Genomic DNA, 19,860 nt, shown 5'->3' with positions numbered 1-19,860 from the left:
GATCGATCCTCGCTCGCGCGTTCTGCGCGGGTCTGGAGGAGGATCATGCCCGATATCCGTCCCATCGCCGACCCGTTCGACCTGCCCGTCCACCGGCGCACGGCGCGCATCGACGCGCTCGTGGACGCCGATCGCGCGCACTTCACCGAGATCGCCCGCTCGCTGGATGCGCAGCGCGCAGAGCTCACGACGCGCATCGCCGAGCTGCGCCGCTCCCCCGGCGGCGCCGGCGAGCAGGCGATGGAGCGCGACCTGGAGATCCGCCGCCTCTCCGGGCGCCTGCGCCTTCTGCAGCGCTACGGCGCCGACCTGTGCCTCGGCCGCATGACGCCGGTCGGCGGAGAGCCCGTGTACCTCGGCCGGGTGGGACTCTCGGCGGCGGACGGACGCCGGCTGCTGATCGACTGGCGCGCCCCCGCCGCGGAGCCCTACTTCGCCGCGACGCACGCCGATCCGCGCGGTCTCGCCGCCCGGCGCCGCTACCGCTGGACGGGCGGGCGCGTCACCGACTTCTGGGACGAGGCGTTCACCGACGAGGCGCGGCGGGACACCGCGGCGCTCGACGACCAGTCGGCGTTCATCGCCGGCCTCTCGGCCAGTCGCTCGCCACGCATGCGCGACGTGCTGTCGACGATCCAGGCCGATCAGCACGCCATCGTCCGGGACGGGTCCCGCGGCGCGCTCGTCATCGACGGCGGCCCCGGCACGGGGAAGACGGTCGTCGCGCTGCATCGCGCCGCCCATCTGCTCTACGCCGAGCCGCACCTCACCCGCGGCGGCGGGGGCCTGCTGTTCGTGGGGCCGCACGCCGCCTACCTCGCCTACGTCGACGACGTGCTGCCGAATCTCGGCGAGACGAGCGTGCGCATGTGCACGCTGCGCGACCTCGTGCCGGAGGGCGCGGATGCGGGCGACGAGAACGACCGGCGCGTCGCGGCGCTCAAGGAGGACCTCGACCCCGTCGCCGTCGTCGACAGGGCCGTGCGCTACCACGAGCAGCCGCCCGCGCGGCCCCTGCAGCTGGACACGCCGTGGGGCGACGCGTGGATCGACGCCGCCGACTGGGCGGAGGCGTTCGACGCCGCCGACCCCGATGCTCCGCACAACGAGGCGCGCGACGCCGTGTGGCAGGGGGTGCTCGACATCCTCCTCGACCAGCTCGGCGAGGCGCCCGTGCCGGCCGCGCGGCGCTGGCTCGCGCGCGACGAGGACCTCGCGCGCACCTTCGCGCGGGCCTGGCCGCTGCTCGATCCGCGCGGCGTCGTCGCCGACCTGTGGTCGTCGCCCGCGTATCTTCGGCTGAGCGCGCCCCGGCTCGACGCCGCCGCCGTCGAGCTGCTGCAGCGCGACGACGCGCGGGCGTGGACCGTCGCCGATCTGCCCCTGCTCGACGCGGCGCGGCAGCGCATCGGCGACCCGGACGCGGTGCGGCAGCGGCACCGGCGCGAGGCGGTCATCGCCGCGGCGCAGGACCAGGTCTCGCACGTCGTCGACCATCTCGTCGAGAGCGACGACAGCGAGATGCAGGTCATGTCGATCCTGCGCGGGCAGGACGCCCGCAACGTGCTGCAGGACGTCGACGCGCCGCCCCCGCCCACGCCCGACGCCCTCGCCGGGCCGTTCGGACACATCGTCGTCGACGAGGCGCAGGAGCTCACCGACGCGCAGTGGCGCATGCTCGCGCGGCGGTGCCCCTCGGGAAGCCTCACGATCGTCGGCGACCGCGCGCAGGCCCGGCACGGGTTCACGGAGAGCTGGGCGGAGCGGCTGCGGCGCGTGGGCCTGCGGGACGTGCGCGTGGCATCCCTCACGGTCAACTACCGCACGCCGTCGGAGATCATGGCCGAGGCCGCGCCCGTGATCCGTGCCGCGATCCCCGATGCCAACGTGCCGACCTCGGTGCGGTCGATCGGCGTGCCCGTGGAGCACGGGAGCGTCGCGGAGCGCGACGCGATCCTGGAACGCTGGCTCGCCGCGCACGCCGAGGGGATCGCCTGCGTGATCGGCGACGACGCGTTCGCCGCGACCGACCGGGTGCGCTCGCTGAGCCCCGTGACCGCGAAGGGGCTCGAGTTCGACCTCGTGGTGCTCGTCGCGCCCGAGCGCTTCGGCGACGGCGTCGAAGGCGCGGTCGACCGCTACGTCGCGATGACGCGGGCGACGGGACGGCTCGCTGTGCTGTCCGGCGCGGAACGGTAACGTCGAGGCTGTGACCGTCTTCGCCGCTCTCGTGCTGTTCGTCTCCGCCGCCTTCAACGTCTTCACCTGGCCCACCTTCCTGCGCCGCGTCGCGAAGGATCCGCGGGCGACGGATGCCGCGGGCCGCCGCACGCGGTTCTACACCGTGCACCTCGTGCTGGTCTCGATCGCGATCGTGCTCGCCGTGCTGTCGGTCGTCGCGGGCGTGGCGCTGCTGCTGTGACCCGGATCGACGACATGGACGACCTGCTCCCCCTGCTCCGTGCGTGGATGCCCGCGCAGCGCTGGTACGCCGCGAAGGGCGGCGAGCCCGCGCTCCGGCTCGTCGACGTGCGCGAGACGCCCTCGCCGGAGCCCGGCGCGCTGGTGCGCACGCTGCTGGTGGCCGACGGCGCCACGCTGTACCAGGTGCCGGTCGTCGTGCGACCCGCCGTGCCGGCGCAGACGATTCCGGCGCATGCGATCGGCACGCTGCCGGACGGATCGGTGCTCCTCGACGGCGTGCACGACGAGGCCTTCACGAACGCGCTCCTGAGCGGGCTCACGGGCGCACCGGTCGCCCGGGCCGCGCACGTGCTCGCGGGCGAGCAGTCCAACACGTCGGTGATCTATCCCGCCCACGGGCGCGAGACCGCGGTGATCTGCAAGGTGTTCCGCCAGCTGCACGACGGCCTGAACCCCGACATCGAGCTGCAGACGGCGCTCTCGTCGGCGGGGTCTCCGTACGTCCCCGCGGTCGTCGGGCACGTCGAGGGCACGTGGCGCGACGGCGGCGCCGCGCACGCGGGCTCGTTCGCGTTCGCGCAGGAGTTCCTCTCCGGGGTCGAGGACGCGTGGCGCGTCGCGCTGCGCGCCGCCACCGCCGGGACGCCGTTCGCCGAGTCCGCGTTCGCGCTCGGCCGGGCGACCTCGGCGGTGCACGCCGACCTCGCGCGGCTGTTCCCCGCCCCGGCCGCGGATGCCGCGGCGCGCGCCGCCGTCGCCGCGGCGTGGGAACGCCGCCTACGTCTCGCGACGGCCGAGGTGCCGGGCCTCGTCGCGCACGCCGACGGCATCCGCGCCGTCTACGCCGCGGCGGGCGACGCGCACTGGCCCGCCCTGCAGCGCGTGCACGGCGACTACCACCTGGGCCAGGTGATCCTCGTGCCGCAGCGCGGCTGGGTGCTGCTCGACTTCGAGGGCGAGCCGCTGCGCCCGATCGAGGAGCGCCGGCGCGCCGACGTGCCGGTGCGCGACGTCGCGGGCATGCTGCGCTCGTTCGACTACATCGCGGGGTCGCTCGCCCGCGAGGGCCACGACGCGGCCGCATGGACGCGCGACGCGCGCGACGCGTTCCGCGAGGGATACGGCCCCGTCGACCCGCTGCTGCTGGCCGCCTTCGAGCTCGACAAGGCCGTGTACGAGGCGCTCTACGAGACCCGCAACCGACCGGACTGGGTCGGCATCCCGCTCGCCGCCGTGCAGCGTCTCGCCGCCGCGTGACCGCCGCGGCCCGCGCCCGCATGGGAGGATCGACAGGTGCACGATGGCGAACCGGCGACGATGACGGCGCGTGACGCCCCCGTGCCGCCCGCCGGCTCGGGGGTGACGTTCGTCATGCCCGTGCTGAACGAGGAGCGGTATCTGCGGCGTGCGGTCGAGAGCGTGCTCGCGCAGGAGATCGACGGCCCCATGGAGCTCGTGATCGCGCTCGGCCCGTCGACCGATCGCACGGCCGACGTCGCGCGCGCCCTCGCAGAGGCCGACGCGCGCATCGTGCTCGTCGACAACCCCGCCGCGCACATCCCGATCGGGCTGAACCGCGCCATCCGGGCGGGCACGCTGCCGACAATCGTGCGCGTCGACGCGCACTCCGAGCTCGAGCCGGGCTACGTGCGCCGCGCGCTCGCGACGCTCGAGCGCGTTCGCGCGGCGAACGTCGGCGGCGTCATGCGCGCCGAGGGGCGCACGCCGTTCCAGCGCGCCGTCGCGCGCGGCTACAACGCGCGCATCGGCCTCGGCGGCGGCGCGTATCACGGCGGCGCGCCCGAGGGGCCGGCGGAGTCCGCGTACCTGGGCGTCATGCGCCGCGCCGTGCTCGACGAGGTGGGGCTGTTCGACGAGTCGATCCGGCGCGGCGAGGACTGGGAGCTCAACCTGCGCATCCGCTCCGCGGGCTACCGGGTGTGGTTCGACCCGGGCCTGGGCGTGACCTACTGGCCGCGCGAGAGCTGGTCGCGGCTCGCCCGCCAGTTCCACTCGACGGGCGCGTGGCGCGCCGAGCTCGTGCGCCGCTACGGCCGGCGCAACTCGCTGCGCTTCTTCGCTCCGCCCGCGCTGGTCGTGCTGCTCGCCGTGGCGGTGCTCACCGGCATCCTGCAGCTGACGAGCGTGCTCACGGGCGTCTGGTCGGCGGCCGCGTCCCTCGTGTATGTGCCGCTCGCCGCATATGCCGTGCTCGTGATCGCCAACGCGCTCGCACCCGGGGGCGGCGGCCTGCGCGAACGGCTCTGGTCGCTCGCCGTCATCCCGACGATGCACATCGCGTGGGGCATCGGCTTCCTCTCCGGCATGACGCGCGGGGCGCACGACACCGTCGACACGTCCCGGCTGCACCGCAACACCCCGCTGCCGTGACCGCGTAGCCGACCGCCGGACGGACACCCGCGGCAGCCCGCCCCACCACCCCGTGGATCGGGGCCACCACCCCGTGGACTGCGCGCACCACCCCGCACACACCCCACCCACCACCCCGCTGGTCGAGTGCTCGTGGCGCAGCCGCGAGTGTATCGAGACCCGTGTAACGGACCGTGGCAAGGGTTTCGATACGGCGCCTGCGGCGCCTACTCAACCAGCGGGAGTGCCAGGCTCCTGCGGCGACGTGGCCCGGCGCCCTCGCCCGCCACCCCGAGGACCGCGGCCACCACCCCGCTGGTCGAGTGCTCGCGGCGGAGCCGCGAGCGTATCGAGACCCGTGTAACGGACCGTGGGAAGGGTTTCGATACGGCGCCTGCGGCGCCTACTCAACCAGCGGGGGTGCCGGGCGCTTGCTCAGCCGGCGGGGGATGTCGGCCGGCGGGGGCGGGTGCCGGGTCAGCGGTCCACGAAGCCCTGGTCGAGGATGCGGGCGACGACGCGCTCGGCGGCGCAGCCGTCGTCACGGGCGTTGAAGCGCTCGCGCCAGGCGGCGTAGCGCTGCGCGAACCGCTCCGGCACGGCGGGGTCGCGCAGCACCGCGGTCAGCTCCTCGGCCGTGCGGGTCACGGGTCCGGGCGCCTGCGAGGCGAGGTCGAAGTAGAAGCCGCGCAGCTCGCCGCGGTAGTGCTCCAGGTCGGGCACGAAGAAGTACACGGGGCGCCCGGTCACCGTGAAGTCGAACATCGCCGACGAGTAGTCGGTGACGAGCGCGTCGGCGGCGAGCATGAGGTCGGTGATGTCGGGATAGGTCGTGACGTCGATCACGCGCGTGCCGACGGCATCCGCCCCCGGCAGGATGGTGCGCGAGTGGCCGCGCACCAGCACGACCGCGCCCGTGTCGGCGGCGAGGCGCTCCAGGTCGAGGAAGTCGACGATCTCGCTGCGGTCGTCGCGCCACGTCGGCGCGTACAGCAGCACCCTCTCGGCGGGATCGATGCCGAGCAGCGCCCGCATCCGCTCGCCGCCCTCGCCCCGCGCGAGCACGTCGTTGCGCGGATAGCCCTCGACCCACACGGGACGGCGCCCGATCGCGTAGGCGCGGCGCATCACGCGCTCGCCGTACGGGTTCTGCGCCAGCAGCACGCTCCAGCGGCGGCCCTCGCGCACGACCGCGACGTCACGGCGCGGATCGAAGCCGGGCCGGTGCAGCGCGAGCCGCTTGAGCGGCGTGCCGTGCCAGGTCTGCAGCACGGTCTGGCCGGAGCGACGCGCGTAGCGGCGCCGCAGCCAGTCGTTGACCACCAGCAGCCGCGCGGCGCCGCGCACGCGCCACCACTCCGGCGTCCCCTCGACGACCGCGATCGCCCCCTCGGGCACGCGCACCGACAGGTCGACGACGCTCCAGTAGCGGGTGACGCCGGGCGCCACGCGCGCGAGCTCCCGGTCGATCGCGAGCGGGTTGCAGCCGGTGGTGCGCCCGTAGAAGCTCTCGAAGAACACCGCGTTCTCCAGCGGCGCGGGCGAGATCGCGTAGCGCTGCTCGAGCGCGGTCTGCGCCTCGTCCGACTCGTAGACCGCGTCGATCGGCGGGCCGATGCGCACCGTCGCACCGCTCAGCGCGGCGCTCAGCACCGTCGCACCCAACGGGCCGAGCAGCACGCGGGGAAGCTCGCGGGCGAGGGCGGCATCCGCGCCGTCGACCTGCAGCCGGTACTCCCCGGCCGGCAGCGGCAGCTCGGGTCCGCCCCATCGCGCCGCCTGCAGCGGCACGACCGCCGTCCAGCCGTCGGCGGTCTGCGTGACGCCGCCCTCCGTGTGCGCCCGCCGTCCCCGCAGGCCGACGGCGCCGGGGGCGTCGCCCGTGCCGCGCACGACGAGCGTCGTGCCCTCGAACTCCGCCTGCATGCTCACGTGTCTCCTCGCAGTCTCGCCGTGATCGCACGGTACACGCGATCGGTGTTGCGGCCGTCGCGAAAGGCGTGCACACGAAGGCTCAGCACCTCGGCGGCCGCGCGACGGCGCGCGTGCTCGGCGGGGTCCGACCATACGGCATCGAGCTGTGCGGCCGCATCGCGCCAGTCGCGGGCCGGGTCGTCGCCGGCGACGTCGCGGTAGGTGCCGTAGAAGCCGCGCGAGCGCGCGTAGTCCTCGATGTCGGGGGCGAGGTACACCGTGGGCAGCGGGACGAGCCCGGCGTCGTAGGCGAGCGACGAGTAGTCGGTCACGAGCACGTCCATCGCCGGCAGCAGCGGCGTGACGTCGGCGACGAGATCGGAGCCCAGCGCGCGCACCCGGTCGGTCGCGACGGGCGGCGCGTACTCGCCTCGCCCGAGCGGATGCGAGCGGATCGCGAGCACCGCGTCGTGACGCCGCAGCACGTCGAGCAGGAGCCTCCACTGCTCGGGCGTGGGCGCCGCCGGATCGGGCGCGCCGTCGCGCCACGTCGGCGCGTACAGCACGACGCGACGGTCCCCGATGTCCTCGCCCAAGGCGCCGGCGAGGCCCGCACGGGCGCTCGCGCGACGCTCGGCGGGCGTTCCCGCCGACAGCACATCGACGCGCGGGTCCCCCGTCACCGGCACGCACGACGACGGCAGCCCGAACGCCGACTCGAGGCGGCCGCGCACGAGCTGCGACGCCGCCGGCAGCACGCGGATGCGCGCCTGCGTACGCCGGTACGAGGAGGCGAGGAAGGCACGCGCGAACGGCACCGGGCTGTGCGTCGTCACGGGGGCGTCGAGCCCGATGCGCTTGAGCGGGATGCCGTGCCACAGCTGCACCACCACGCCGCCCGTCGCCGCATACCGGTTGACGTCTCCGAAGCCGTGCGTGACGACGATGACGCGCGCGCGGGCGGTGCGCCAGAACCCCCGCACCGAGTGTCTGGTCACCGTGCGGATGCCGCGGTCGCGCGCCGCGGCGGCCTGGCCGTCGTCGACCAGCCAGACGGCGCGCGTGCCCTCGGCCTCCGCACGTCGCCACAGCGCGAGCGCGCCGTCGGCGATGCCCACGGCGCAGCCGAAGACCCACTCGTCGCGCGAGCGCGGGATGAGCGCCGTCGCGATGCGCCCGAGCACGTACAGCGGAATGCGCAACAGCTTTCCGGCATTGCCGGCGCCGAACGAGAAAGACGCCACCCGCCGAGCCTATCGTCCGGCGGGTGGCGTGGTCCTCGCGGGCGCGGCCCGCGGGTGAGGGGGCTTACAGGTCGAGCGTGCCGAGCGTGACCGTCGCGGTGTGCGTGCTGCCGTCGCGCACGTAGACGACCTCGGCCTCGCTGCCCGCCGCGAGCGCGCGCACCTGAGCCGTGAGGTCGATCGCGCCGGTGATCGGCACGCCGTTGAACGAGGTGATGACGTCGCCCGCGCGCAGGCCCGCCGACGCGGCCGCGCCGCCGCCGGTGGCCTCCTGGAGCAGGGCGCCCGAGATCGTCGCGCCGTCCTGCGCGGCGGCGTCGCGCACGCTCGCGCCGAGCAGGCCGTGCGTCGCGGCGCCGTCCTCGATGATCTCGCCCGTGACGCGCTGCACGATGTCGGAGGGGATCGAGAAGCCGACGCCGATCGACCCGGCTCCGCCGTCGTAGCCGCCGGTCGAGGCGATCGCGACGTTGATGCCGATCAGCCGCCCCTCGGCGTCGACCAGCGCACCGCCCGAGTTGCCGGGGTTGATCGCCGCGTCGGTCTGGATGACCGCGATCGAGATCGTGCCGGTCGCCTGGCGCTGCTGCTGGCCCTGGCCGAAGTCGAACTCGAAGGGCGACTGCGGCGACGTGCCCTCGTCCTCCGGAGCGCCGGAGCTGTCGGGCACCGCCGAGGACGCGATCTGGATCGAGCGGTTGAGCGCGCTGACGATGCCGGTCGTCACGGTGTTGGAGAGGCCCAGGGGCGCGCCGACGGCCACCGTCTGGTCGCCGACGTTGAGCGCGCCGGAGTCGGCGAACTCGATGGGCGTGAGGCCCGAGGCGTCCACGAGCTTGATGACGGCGAGGTCGTAGACGGGGTCGAGCCCGACGATCTCGGCCGCGTACACGCGGCCGTCGGACGTCGTGACGCTCAGCCGCGGCTCGCCGGTCGCGCCGTCGAGGGTGACGACGTGGGTGTTGGTGACGACGTAGCCGTCCTCGGAGAGGATGACGCCCGAGCCGGTGCCGCCCTCCGTGCCGCTCGACGCCGAGATGGTGACGACGCTCGGCACGACCTTCGCCGCGATCGCCGTGGTCGGGGTGACGGCGTCGGGGTTGTTGACCGTGACCGTGGTCGGCGACGACGCGCCCACGACGCTCGTCGGGGCGAACAGGGTGGCGCCCAGCGCCGACCCGCCGACGCCCGCGACGCCGCCGATGAGCGCCGCTGCGACCATGATCGCGACGATGCGGCCGGTGCCCACCTTGCCCTCGGGCGTGTTGTCGGGCTGCGGCGGCGCCTCGGGTGCGACGCCGAGCGGGCCCAGCGGCTGCGTCGGGCCCGTGGTGGCGTAGGGCAGCGTGTCCGCGGCATCCGCCGGTGCGGCGGAGCCGTGCGCGGGCGCGGGCGTGCTGTACAGCTGCGTGCCGGCCGCGGGCGGTGCGTACGCCGGTGTCGGCAGCGGCGGGCGCGGGGGGATCTCCGAGTGGGGAGGAGGGGTGGTGTCACTCATCGCTGATTCCTTCTTTCACGAGCATGTTCAGCTTGCTCGGCGATGCTGTGCATTGGCTATGGCGGCACCACGACGTGTCTATGGACGTGTCCGTGCACGTGACGCGCCGTCGGCGGGCCCGCGGACGTGTAGCGTGTGGCGAATGCCACAGATTCCCGGAGCCTGGCGGCGCGCGGCGATCGGAGCGGGTCTGCTCAGCGCCGACGGCACCGCCCAGCCGACCATTTTCGCGGAGATGACCGCGCTCGCCGTGCGCACGGGGGCCCTCAACCTGGGTCAGGGCTTTCCCGACGAGGACGGGCCCGCCGAGGTGCTGGAGGCGGCGCGCGAGGCGATCGCGGCGGGCGCGAACCAGTATCCGCCGGGCCGGGGAACGCCCGATCTGCGCGCCGCGATCGCCGAGCACCAGCAGAGGTTCTACGGTCTCGCGGTCGATCCGGAACGCGAGGTGCTCGTGACCGCGGGGGCGACCGAGGCGCTCGCAGCGACCCTGCTCGCGCTCATCGACTCCCCCGACGACGAGATCGTCGTCTTCGAGCCCTACTACGACTCGTACGCCGCCTGCGTGGCGCTCGCGGGCGCCCGCCTCGTCACGGTGCCGCTGCGCTGGCCCGGCTTTCAGCCCGATCTCGACGATCTGCGGCGCGCGGTCACCGATCGCACGCGGCTCATCCTGGTCAACGATCCGCACAACCCGACCGGCGCGGTGCTCTCGGCCGAGGTGCGCGAGGAGATCGTGCGGCTCGCCGAGCGCCACGACGCGCTCATCGTGACCGACGAGGTCTACGAGCATCTCGTGTTCGAGGGGCCGCACGTGCCTCTCGCGACGTTGCCGGGCGCCCGCGACCGCGTCGTGTCGATCTCGTCGGCGGGCAAGACCTTCTCGACGACGGGATGGAAGATCGGCTGGGTGACCGCGACGCCGGGGCTGGTCGACGCCGTGCTCGCCGTCAAGCAGTGGCTCACGTACGTGAACGGGTCGCCCTTCCAGCCGGCGATCGCCGCCGGCCTGCGTCTGCCCGACGCGTTCTTCGCCGGCATCGCCGAGACGATGCGCGCGAAGCACGAGCTGCTCGGCGCCGGCCTGCGCGCCGCGGGCCTGCAGGTCGCGCCGCCCGCGGGCGGGTACTTCACGGTCGCCGACGCCGCTCCGCTGGGCGCGACGGATGCCGCCGACTTCTGCCGCGCGCTTCCCGAGCGGGCGGGCGTCGTCGGCATCCCGCTCACGGCCTTCGTCACGCCCGAGCGCCGCGCCGACTACGCCACGTTCGTGCGCTTCGCGGCGTGCAAGCGGCGCGACGTGCTGGAGGAGGCGTCGGCGCGGCTCGCCGCCCTGCGGTAGCGGCCGCGCGGTCAGCCGCGGGGCGCGACAGTGAAGCGCCGCAGCTCGAGGGCCGGGTTGACCCGGCGCACACGATCCACGGCGTCCGACTCGATCCAGCCCACCGCGACGTCGCTCCCGGTGCCGACCGCGGCGATCTCGACGCCCTGCGGGTCGACGATCATCGAGGCGCCCACGCCGAGGGGCGGGGGGTGGTCGGCGGCGACGATGTAGAGGGTGTTCTCGATCGCGCGCGCGTGCAGCAGCGTGCGCCAGTGGTGCTCCTTGAGGGGGCCGCGCACCCATTCCGCCGCGACGAGGATCGCCTGTGCGCCCGTGTCGGCGAGCAGACGCGCGACCTCGGGAAAGCGCAGGTCGTAGCACGTCATGAGGGCGAACCGGATGCCGCCGACCTCGAACGTCTCGGGCTCCCCGATCTCGCCGGGCTCGACCCAGTCGGACTCGCGCTGCCCGAACGCGTCGTACAGGTGCAGCTTGCGATAGGCGGCCTCGACGCCGTCGGGCCCGACGGCGACCACGGTGTTGCGCACGCGCTGCCCGTCGTGGCCGCGCTCGAGCAGTCCCGCGACGACGTGCACGCCGTGTGCGCGCGCGATCTCGGTGAGCCCGTTCACGAACGGCCCGTCGACGCCCTCGGCGTTGGCGGCGAGCGTCTCGTCGAAGGGCTGCACGAAATAGCTGGAGTACTCGGGCAGCACGACGATGCGCGCGCCGCGGTCTTCGGCGCGGTCGACGAGGTCGCCGATGAGCGCGAGGTTCGCCGTGCGATCGGGCGTCGGCGCGAACTGCGCGACGGCGATGGCGACGGCATCCGTTCCGGTCTCCAGGGGCATGACGTCATCCTCTCACGGGGCCGTTCCGCGCACGGGCCGCGCCGGGAACAGGACGCCGTCAGAACGCCTGTTCCGGCGATGGACGCCGGCGCCGGGTGCACGCGATTCGCCTTCTCCCGAAACCCGTGCTAGGCTCTTTACTTGTGCCGCGGGGTGGAGCAGCTCGGTAGCTCGCTGGGCTCATAACCCAGAGGTCGTAGGTTCAAATCCTGCCCCCGCAACCAAGAAGAGGCCCCTGGCCTGGGATTCGTCCCAGGACAGGGGCCTCTCGCCTTGCCCGCGCGGCCTCGAACGAGGGCCGGCCGGCCCGCATACGATGCGGGGTCGGTGGCCCTCGGCGCCTGCCGGCCGCGATCCAGCGGCATCGCCCTCATCGCCGCGTCGGAGCGCCTTCCGCGCCGACCCGGGCCGGATGCCGGAGCCGCGATCCGCACGGACCCGCCGCGCTTCGCCCGCGGGCCGACATCCGGCGCGCCCTCGGCGCCTCGGATCGATAGACATGGAGCGACGGCGCACGCACCGGAGGAACTCCCGGGCTCGCGTTCGCCGACGGCTTCCTACGGCACAACCGCTCTCGCCCACCCCCTGCCCCAGCGTCCCGGCGAGAGCGGCGGCAGAGCCGCAGGAGACCGAGAGTGGCTCCTCACCCACGACGAGTGCGGTGGAGAGCCACTCTCTTTTTCCGCGTCCCTCCGGCACGCCTGCCTCCTCCGCGGCCCTCCGTGCGCGTCGGCCGCCGAGGCCGGAGAGCCGTCACGACACGGAAACAGCCGCGCAATCGCGGCGTCGCGGGGCGTCGATAGCGTGACTCGCACCTCCCCCCGGAAGACCGGCCGGCGTCCGCCGGTCGTCACACGGCCGGCCCTTCTCAAGGCCCGCTGCTCTGCATTCCGAAGGAGATCCCGCATGTCCCGTTCCACCGACGTCAGCGTGCGCGCCCGGCGCGTCCATCCGGTCGACCAGGTGCCCCCGGTGCCGAAGCTCCTCACCTACGGGTTCCAGCACGTCGCCGCCTTCTACGCGGGCGCCGTGATCGTGCCGCTCATCATCGGCGGCGTGCTCGGCGTCTCCGGCGACGACATGATCAAGCTCATCCAGGCCGACCTGCTCACCTGCGGCATCGCCTCGCTGCTCCAGGCGATCGGATTCCGCATCGGCAGGTTCCGCGTCGGCGTGCAGCTGCCGCTGCTGCAGGGCGTGGCGTTCGCGGGCGTCGCGCCGATCATCACGATCGGGTTCATGGCCGGCGGCGGATCGGAGTCTCTGCCGCTCGTCTTCGGATCGGTGATCGTCGGCGGCATCCTGTTCTTCCTCGTCGCACCGCTGATCGCCCGGCTCGTGCGGTTCTTCCCGCCCGTCGTGACGGGCTCCGTGCTGACGATCATCGGCATCACCCTGCTGCCCGTCGCGGCCAATCACGCGATCGGAGGTCAGCTCGGCCTCCCCGGCTTCGACTGGTCCTACGGCGTGATGGGTGCGTCCCCGGGCGGCCACGGCGATCCCACGAGCTCCGTGAACTTCGCCTTCGCGATCGGGACGGTGCTCGTCATCCTGCTGCTGCAGCGGTTCTTCAAGGGGTTCCTGTCCACGATCTCCGTGCTGCTGGGCCTGATCGCGGGGACCGTCGTCTGGTACATCGTGCACCCCGACTCCGACTGGTCCGGCGTCGCCGACGCGGGCTGGTTCTGGTTCGCCACGCCGTTCCACTTCGGCATGCCCCGGTTCGAGATCGTCCCGGCTCTCCTCATCCTCCTCGTCATGATGATCACCGCGGTGGAGACGGTCGGCAGCCTCTACGCCACCGGCGACATCGTCGGCAGGCGCATCCGCAAGGACGACATCGCCGCGGCCCTGCGGGCCGACGGCCTGTCGACCGTGCTCGGCGGCACGATGGGATCCTTCCCCTACACGTGCTTCGCGGAGAACATCGGGCTCGTGCGGGTGACGGGAGTCAAGAGCCGATGGATCGTCGCGGTCGCGGGCGGCTTCATGATGGTCCTCGGGCTGTTCCCCAAGGCCGCCGCGCTCGTCGGCATGATCCCCGAGCCGGTGCTCGGCGGCGCCGCGCTCGTGCTGTTCGCCGCCGTCGCGGTCGTCGGCATCCAGACCCTGTCGACCGTCAACTTCAACGACCACCGCAACCTGATCGTCGCCGGCACATCCATCGCGATCGGGGTCTACGTCATGGCCTTCCCGGCCGTGCAGGATGCGGTGCCGGAATGGCTGCAGTGGTACTTCTCGGGCGGCATCGCCGCGGGCGCGTTCACGGCGCTCCTGCTGAACGTGCTCTTCTTCCACGTCGGCCCCGACCGCGGCCCGGCGATCGCGAAGAGCGCGACGGGCACCCGCGTGCACCTCGCCGAGATCAACGACATGGATCGCGAGCAGTTCGAGCGGACCTTCTCCTCGGTCGTGCAGGGCAGCGCCTGGGCGATCGAGCGGGCCTTCGCGCTGCGCCCCTACCCCTCCGCCGCGGCCCTCGGCGAGGCGTTCCAGGACGCGCTCCTCATGGCCACCCCGGAGGAGCAGGCCGCCCTGCTGAACACGTTCCCGGACCTCGGCCGGCTCGACGACGACGGGCAGCCGGTCGCCCGCGAGCACGGTCAGGGCGCGCTCGACGGGATCGGAGAGGACGAGCAGGCCGAGATCGCCGAGCTCTCCCGCGCGTACGTCGATCGCTTCGGGTTCCCGCTGGTCATGTCGGCACGCGAGCACGAGCGCTACGACCAGGTGCTGCGCGCGGGCTGGACCCGCATGGACAACTCCCCCGCGACCGAGCGGCAGGCCGCGCTCATCGAGGTGTCCAAGATCGTCAACCACCGCTACGAGCAGATCGTCGCCGACGCCAACCCCATCTCCAGCGCGCGGTTCGGCCGATTCGCCCATCTGGGAACGGAATGACGACGGCCGGCTCCCGGCGGACGATGCGAGGCCGGCTCGCGTCCGCCGGGGGCCGGCCTACGCCGGACGCCCGCCCGGCGCGTCGCTGCGCCGCAGCGCCGCCTGCATGCGGGCGACCGTCGAGAAGCCCGCGTCTCGCGCGACGGCGGTCAGGGCGCCGCCGTGCGACGCGTCGTCGCTGCCGAGGAGCGTCCACGCCGCCCGCACCCGTCTGGCCTCGATCGCCATCCGCGGCGTCGTGTGCGCCACCGCGAAGACGGTCCTGAGATACCTCGACGAGACGTGGAGCGCCGCGGCCAGGGCCGTGGCGTCGAAGGCGCTGTCGGCGTAGCGCGACTCGATGACCGACATCGCCCGCCGGAACAGCGCCTGCTGACCCGTGGTGAACGCCATCGCCTCGCCGGTCGCGTCGACGATCGCGGACTGCACGATGAGGGACAGCACGTCGGCGAGCATCCCCGCGCTCGGCGACCGGCCCAGAGCGGGGTGGCCGCACAGTGCGTTCGTCGTGGACGTCAGCAGCGCGTGGTTCGCGACCGGCAGAGGGAGCGGCCGGTCGAAGTGGGGTGCGAACCGCTCGTGCTGCGCGGCCCGCCAGGGCAGACGCCACTCGCACCGGGCCCAGAGACCGGAGCTGTCCGTCGAGAGGGGCGTGTCGCCGGCGCTCACCATCATCTGCCCGGCGCGGAGGGCGGATCCGACCCCGCCCGCGACGACCTCCGCCTCGCCCTGGACCCCGACGACGACACGGATGGATCGAGGCGGCAGCGGCGACGACGTGAGGACGCACGGGCTGCTCCAGAGCCTCGCGACCGCCCAGGTGCCGCTCGCGACGACCTCGACCGACGACGTCGGAGCGGCGCCGCGGCGGCCCGTGCGCCACCCGAACGCGGCCAGCCTTGCGGCCGACGCGGAGGATCGCGCCTCGGGTACGGGGTCGTTGCGCATGGATTCGGACGACATTCGGCTCGAACGGACGATGGGTGAGCTCTGCCGGCACGCCTGGGTATCGCATCGCTGCTCCCGGACGCCGAGTCTCATAGGTCAGTGACAACACACCATCTGCTCCGTTACGGACTCCGGGGAAACCGGAACGCCATCCCTGCAAAAGCGGATCTATCTCGGCCGAACGGGAAACGATCGCCGGCCGACGGCGTCTCCTACCGAGGAGCGCGATCGCGTGGCGTGCGGATGCCGCCGCGATCGCGCGCGACCGGAGCGAGCAATGCGAGGCGAGACATGGCGACAGGCGACGACGCGCTGACCTATCTGGCTGCGCGCATCACGGCGGAGCCGTCGGAGCACGGCGCGCAGTTCGTGGGCGCCCGACGGTACCGCGCGGTGCTGATCAGCAGGTCCAGGTGGACGCAGCAGACGACATGGCGATGGAGCGGGCAGGAGGACGGGTTCGCCGTGGTCGTGCTCCCCGACGGCGTGGCGGCCCGTCTCCGCGTCTCCGCGACCGACGGCGCGACGACGTCGCCGTTCCTCCTGCACGACGGCATCGACGAGCTGGTGCGCTGGAACGGACCGGGCTCGTGCACGATGGTCTGGCTGCCGCGGCGCGCCCTGACCGACCTCGCCGGCACGGACATCGAGCTGCCCCGCGTCCTCTCGGAGGGACTGCTCGCCCGCGGGCTGCGCGCGCTTCTCGGAACGCTCTCGGCGTCCGCGCCGCCGGAGGCCGGCACCGTGAGCGCGTATCTCCTCGAACGCCTCTTGATCGAGCACGTCTGGGGCCTCGTGCTCGAGTCCGCGGGGATGCCGCGGACGGCCTACCGCAGAGGATCCCTGTACGAGCGCGCGCACGCCCTCATCCGGCTCAACGCCGCCGACGCCCACTACGGCGTCGCCTCCCTCGTGCACGACATGGCGATATCCGAACGTCACCTCCAGCGCCTCTTCGCCGAGCACGGGGCGACGCCTCGCGGCGCGCTCCGCCGGGCACGCGTCGACGTGGCGTCGTCGATGCTCGGGAACCCGGACTACGACGTGCTGTCGCTCGATCAGATCGCCCGCAGCGCGGGCTTCGCCGACGGCGGCTCCATGCGCTCGGCGTTCCTCCGCGAGGGGATGCCGACACCGCGTCGCTCGCGCGCCGCGCGCCGGAACCCGGGAGAACCCGCCACAGTTCAGGTCGCACCCGACCACGGCGCCGTCATCGAACGACCCGGCGGCTAGAAACGGAGTCGGTTGCGCCGTTCACCGGGGGGAGGGCGGCGCAACCAGCCAAGACTCTCCCCGTGACCCATGAACTTGAAGGAGTGCTCTCGTGACCGAAGAGATCACCGCATCACCGTCGGCGGGGATGCCCCGCCGCAGTCTCGTCAAGGGCGCCGCCTGGTCGCTTCCCGTCATCGCCGCGGCGGTCGCCTCGCCCGTCGCCGCCGCCACCGCCACGACCCCGTGGGACGTCTCCATCGGCGGCGGCTGCGTGCTCGACTTCGCCGGATCCGGAAACCTCTTCCCCGGGTTCACGGTGTCGGCGCAGTGCGGGACGACCGTCCCCGACAGCCCGCTGCTGATCAGCGAGACCGCCGTGGGCACGTGGACCTACACGCTGCCCGCGCCCACCGTGCTGGGCAGCACGATCCCCGCTGACGCGGCGATCGCCCTCGCGACCCCGCTGTTCGCCACGTACTCCCTCGCGTATGCGACGGCGATCGTGGCGAGCGTCGCCGCCCAGGCCGGGCTCAGCGGTCGCGGTCCCGGCGTGACCGGCCCGAACTGGCTCACGCCCCTCTCGGTCGCCGACTTCCTCACGTTCAACACCACCACGACCTACTCGGGCACGGGCGCGGACCGCGTCGCCCACCTCGCGGTGACGTTCTCCATCGCCCGCCAGCTGCAGATCGTCGGCCTGCAGCCGTGCGGTCAGACCGGGTGGAACTACCTCGGCGCGATCGTGCCCCCCGACGCGAAGAGCCTTCCGGCGTACGACACCCTCGTCCTCGCGCTGGGCGCCATCCCGTTCCTCGGTTCGTGGGTGAGCAGCGGCCTCGACACGATGATCGGCGGGCTGAGCCCTCAGCTCAGCCTCACGGCCTCCGGCCTGTGGACCGACGCGAACAACGGAAACCACGCGGGTCACTCGCTCGGCAACAGCATCGTGCAGGGCGGCTGCTCCTGACGCCTCGCGACCGTCGGCCCTGACAGGCGGCGGGCCGGAACGGAACCTCGTCCTTCCGGCCCGCCGCCTCGGTCCTCTAGCATCGCTCGTACGACGCAGATCGCATCGGCACGGCTCGCGTTCGGGCAGGCGCAGACATGGCAGCAGCACCAGGCGACACGTCGGCGTCATCGCCGTCGCCCTTCGCCGCCGCGCTTCGCGAGGCGATCGCGGCTCGGCGGATCTCGCTCGCCCGGCTCCACCGCCGTCTCGCCGATGCGGGAAGCCCCGTCTCTGCGGCGACGCTCAGCTTCTGGAGGTCCGGCGCCCGTCGCCCCGAGGGGGCCGCATCGCTGGCCGCGGTCAGCGAGCTGGAGCACCTCCTCGGCCTCGCGCCGCGCTCTCTCACGAGCCTGATCGGCCCCACCCGTCGCGTCGGCCGGTCGCGCACCCCGGGGATCGCGATGTCCGACGAGGAGATCAGCGCCGCGCTCGAGGAGACGAGGGCGCAGCTGGGCACCGATCCCCAGTCCTGGCTCCGAGAGACCTCGTCCGTCAACATCGCCGTCGTCGGCGCGAACGGCGGAGCCCGGGAGTACACGAGCAGAGCCCTCGTGCAGGCCACGACCCGCGTCGTGCGCGCCATCCCGATCATCTTCAGGGTCCCGCTCGTGACCGAGCAGCCGGATCGGCCGGAGGTCTACGCGATCAGCGGAGGGGCGATCACCGCCGTGCACCAGCACCCGAGCGGCCATCTCATGGGCGCCCGGTTCGAGCTCGACGCCCCCGTCGCCGCTCCGGGGGATTTCATCGTGGAGTACGGCATACGCGTCCCCGAGAGCTATCCGCCGGATCGGTATGCGGTCCACGGGGTCCTCCGCGCGAGCAGGGAGCTCGTCGTGCAGGTGCGCTTCCCTCCCGGCATCCGGCCGGCATGGGTTCAGGAGGTCGAGGACGACGAGGACGGCGAGCTCGTCATCCCCCGCACGATGACGGGCTCCACGGTGCACGCGACCCGCCGCGGCTTCGGCCCCGGCAGCCTCGGCATCCGCTGGGGCTTCGACGGCGACGAGCCGCCGCACGCCCCCGCAGACGCGGGGTGACCCGCGGCGCGCTCTGGAAGGATACGGATGGGAGCACTCGACGGAGTGCGGAAAGGGGCTGCGCATGATCGTGGCCGGACTGGTCCTCGCGGGCATCGCCGCCGCGCTGCACGTCTACATCTTCTACATGGAGTCGATCGCCTGGACGTCCCGCCGGGTGCGCGCCGTCTTCGGCACGACGGCCGAGGAGGCGCGGACGACCAAGGAGCTGGCGTTCAACCAGGGCTTCTACAACCTCTTCCTCGCCGTCATGGTCGCGGCGGGCATCGCCTTCTTCGTCGCGGGTCAGGACGCGGTCGGCGCCGCGCTCGTGTTCGCCGGCGCGGGCGCCATGACGGCGGCCGCGGCGGTGCTGGTGATCTCCAGCCCGAAGAGGCTCTCCGCCGCCCTCGCCCAGGGGGCCGCCCCGGCGCTCGGCGTCATCGCCCTCGCGGTCGGCCTGATCCTCTGACGCGGGCCGCCGCGCGGGCTCGCCGGCCCGGCGCGGAGGATCACTCCGCGACGAGCTCGCGGACGAGCGCCAACGACGCGTCGATCGACGGCTGCGGATCGGCGGGCATGCCGTGCTGCAGCCACTCCTGCGCCAGGTGGTGCAGCACCCCGAACGCGAGGGAGAAGAGCATGCCCGATCGCTGCACGAGGTCGGCCTCCTCCGCCCGCGGCATGTCGGCGGCGAGGCGCTCGCGGATGAGGCCGACGATGACCTGCTGGGCGTCTTCGAGACGCGACAGCTCGCGGGCCGCGAGCTCGGGGTTCGCCTCCAGGATCCTTCGGCGCTTGCGCACGAGGTCGTGCGCCCCTGCGCCGCCCCCGGCGTCGGAGAACGCCCCGGTCATCGTCGCGAGCAGGTCGCGCAGCGGCGACCCGCCGAGGCCCGCGACGTACGCCGCCCTCCGCCGGTCGCTCGGCAGCGGCGGCTCGATGCCGAGCACGGCCCGCTCCTTCGATCCGGCGTAGTTGAAGAACGTGCGCTGCGAGATCGTCGCGGCCTCGCAGATCATCTCGACCGTCACGTTCTCGTATCCGTGCTCGATCACGAGATCGACGGCGTTGAGCTCGATCGCATCGCGTGTCGCACGGCGCTTGCGGGCGCGCAGGCCCTCGGGGGCGGGCTCGGTCATG

Annotated in this window: 16 protein-coding genes and 1 tRNA gene; 11 read left to right on the top strand and 6 right to left on the bottom strand. The window is 73.4% G+C overall.

Annotated elements, in window-relative coordinates; translation table 11 throughout:
* Positions 1–45 precede the first annotated feature (45 nt).
* From helR to AOA12_RS08570, 4 genes are read left to right on the top strand one after another with little or no spacing between them, the layout of a single operon-like run.
* Complete coding sequence (helR, locus tag AOA12_RS08585; RefSeq protein WP_054682009.1) at positions 46–2,199, top strand: RNA polymerase recycling motor ATPase HelR; 2,154 nt, start codon at positions 46–48, stop codon at positions 2,197–2,199.
* 10 nt (positions 2,200–2,209) lie between these two features.
* Positions 2,210–2,422 (top strand): SCO4848 family membrane protein, encoded by a 213-nt coding sequence (locus AOA12_RS08580; protein ID WP_054682007.1) that lies wholly within the window; start codon positions 2,210–2,212, stop codon positions 2,420–2,422.
* A complete protein-coding gene (locus tag AOA12_RS08575; protein ID WP_231637211.1) occupies positions 2,419–3,681 on the top strand; it encodes a maltokinase N-terminal cap-like domain-containing protein in 1,263 nt (420 codons plus the stop codon). Before AOA12_RS08580 ends, AOA12_RS08575 begins: the two co-directional genes overlap by 4 nt.
* A 60-nt stretch (positions 3,682–3,741) precedes the next feature.
* Entirely contained in the window at positions 3,742–4,815 is a 1,074-nt protein-coding gene (locus tag AOA12_RS08570) for a glycosyltransferase (RefSeq protein WP_054686896.1), read from the top strand.
* Between the two features lie 456 nt (positions 4,816–5,271).
* Here AOA12_RS08570 and AOA12_RS08565 read toward each other — a convergent pair whose 3' ends face one another.
* The 3 genes from AOA12_RS08565 to AOA12_RS08555 all read right to left on the bottom strand — a co-directional run bounded on the left by AOA12_RS08565 (position 5,272) and on the right by AOA12_RS08555 (position 9,450).
* A complete protein-coding gene (locus AOA12_RS08565) occupies positions 5,272–6,720 on the bottom strand; it encodes a CDP-glycerol glycerophosphotransferase family protein (RefSeq protein ID WP_054682003.1) in 1,449 nt (482 codons plus the stop codon).
* A gap of 2 nt (positions 6,721–6,722) precedes the next feature.
* Positions 6,723–7,952, bottom strand: a complete 1,230-nt coding sequence (locus AOA12_RS08560; protein WP_054682000.1) for a CDP-glycerol glycerophosphotransferase family protein — start codon at positions 7,950–7,952, stop codon at positions 6,723–6,725.
* Positions 7,953–8,016: 64 nt separating this feature from the next.
* Entirely contained in the window at positions 8,017–9,450 is a 1,434-nt protein-coding gene (locus AOA12_RS08555; RefSeq protein WP_054681998.1) for a S1C family serine protease, read from the bottom strand.
* A gap of 142 nt (positions 9,451–9,592) precedes the next feature.
* On the opposite strand from AOA12_RS08555, the gene AOA12_RS08550 reads away from it, so the two are divergent.
* On the top strand, positions 9,593–10,792 hold the full coding sequence (locus AOA12_RS08550) for an aminotransferase class I/II-fold pyridoxal phosphate-dependent enzyme (RefSeq protein WP_054681996.1): 1,200 nt from the start codon (positions 9,593–9,595) through the stop codon (positions 10,790–10,792).
* Between the two features lie 11 nt (positions 10,793–10,803).
* Here the strand turns inward: AOA12_RS08550 and AOA12_RS08545 are convergent, their stop codons facing one another.
* The gene (locus tag AOA12_RS08545; RefSeq protein ID WP_054681994.1) at positions 10,804–11,625 is read right to left on the bottom strand and encodes a carbon-nitrogen hydrolase family protein; all 822 of its coding nucleotides are present in this window, start codon (positions 11,623–11,625) and stop codon (positions 10,804–10,806) included.
* A 147-nt stretch (positions 11,626–11,772) separates the two neighbouring features.
* On the opposite strand from AOA12_RS08545, the gene AOA12_RS08540 reads away from it, so the two are divergent.
* Both AOA12_RS08540 and AOA12_RS08535 read left to right on the top strand, forming a co-directional pair.
* Positions 11,773–11,849, top strand: a tRNA-Met gene (locus AOA12_RS08540).
* Positions 11,850–12,531: 682 nt separating this feature from the next.
* The gene (locus AOA12_RS08535; RefSeq protein ID WP_054681992.1) at positions 12,532–14,526 is read left to right on the top strand and encodes a solute carrier family 23 protein; all 1,995 of its coding nucleotides are present in this window, start codon (positions 12,532–12,534) and stop codon (positions 14,524–14,526) included.
* Between the two features lie 57 nt (positions 14,527–14,583).
* Here AOA12_RS08535 and AOA12_RS08530 read toward each other — a convergent pair whose 3' ends face one another.
* On the bottom strand, positions 14,584–15,489 hold the full coding sequence (locus AOA12_RS08530) for a helix-turn-helix domain-containing protein (protein ID WP_054681990.1): 906 nt from the start codon (positions 15,487–15,489) through the stop codon (positions 14,584–14,586).
* A gap of 276 nt (positions 15,490–15,765) precedes the next feature.
* On the opposite strand from AOA12_RS08530, the gene AOA12_RS08525 reads away from it, so the two are divergent.
* The 4 genes from AOA12_RS08525 to AOA12_RS08510 all read left to right on the top strand — a co-directional run bounded on the left by AOA12_RS08525 (position 15,766) and on the right by AOA12_RS08510 (position 19,189).
* Complete coding sequence (locus tag AOA12_RS08525) at positions 15,766–16,707, top strand: helix-turn-helix domain-containing protein (protein ID WP_054681988.1); 942 nt, start codon at positions 15,766–15,768, stop codon at positions 16,705–16,707.
* 91 nt (positions 16,708–16,798) lie between these two features.
* On the top strand, positions 16,799–17,656 hold the full coding sequence (locus AOA12_RS08520; protein ID WP_054681986.1) for a hypothetical protein: 858 nt from the start codon (positions 16,799–16,801) through the stop codon (positions 17,654–17,656).
* Positions 17,657–17,793: 137 nt separating this feature from the next.
* Positions 17,794–18,738, top strand: coding sequence for a hypothetical protein (locus AOA12_RS08515; protein ID WP_054681977.1), 945 nt, complete (start codon positions 17,794–17,796; stop codon positions 18,736–18,738).
* Between the two features lie 64 nt (positions 18,739–18,802).
* The gene (locus tag AOA12_RS08510) at positions 18,803–19,189 is read left to right on the top strand and encodes a DUF1304 domain-containing protein (RefSeq protein ID WP_054681975.1); all 387 of its coding nucleotides are present in this window, start codon (positions 18,803–18,805) and stop codon (positions 19,187–19,189) included.
* Positions 19,190–19,229: 40 nt separating this feature from the next.
* Here the strand turns inward: AOA12_RS08510 and AOA12_RS08505 are convergent, their stop codons facing one another.
* On the bottom strand, positions 19,230–19,859 hold the full coding sequence (locus AOA12_RS08505; protein WP_054681972.1) for a TetR/AcrR family transcriptional regulator: 630 nt from the start codon (positions 19,857–19,859) through the stop codon (positions 19,230–19,232).
* Position 19,860: the final 1 nt, after the last annotated feature.

The sequence above is a fragment of the Microbacterium sp. No. 7 genome (assembly GCF_001314225.1).
GTDB lineage: Bacteria > Actinomycetota > Actinomycetes > Actinomycetales > Microbacteriaceae > Microbacterium.
Note: the sequence above shows the minus strand (reverse complement) of the source record. Positions and strands in the feature narration are given on the sequence as shown.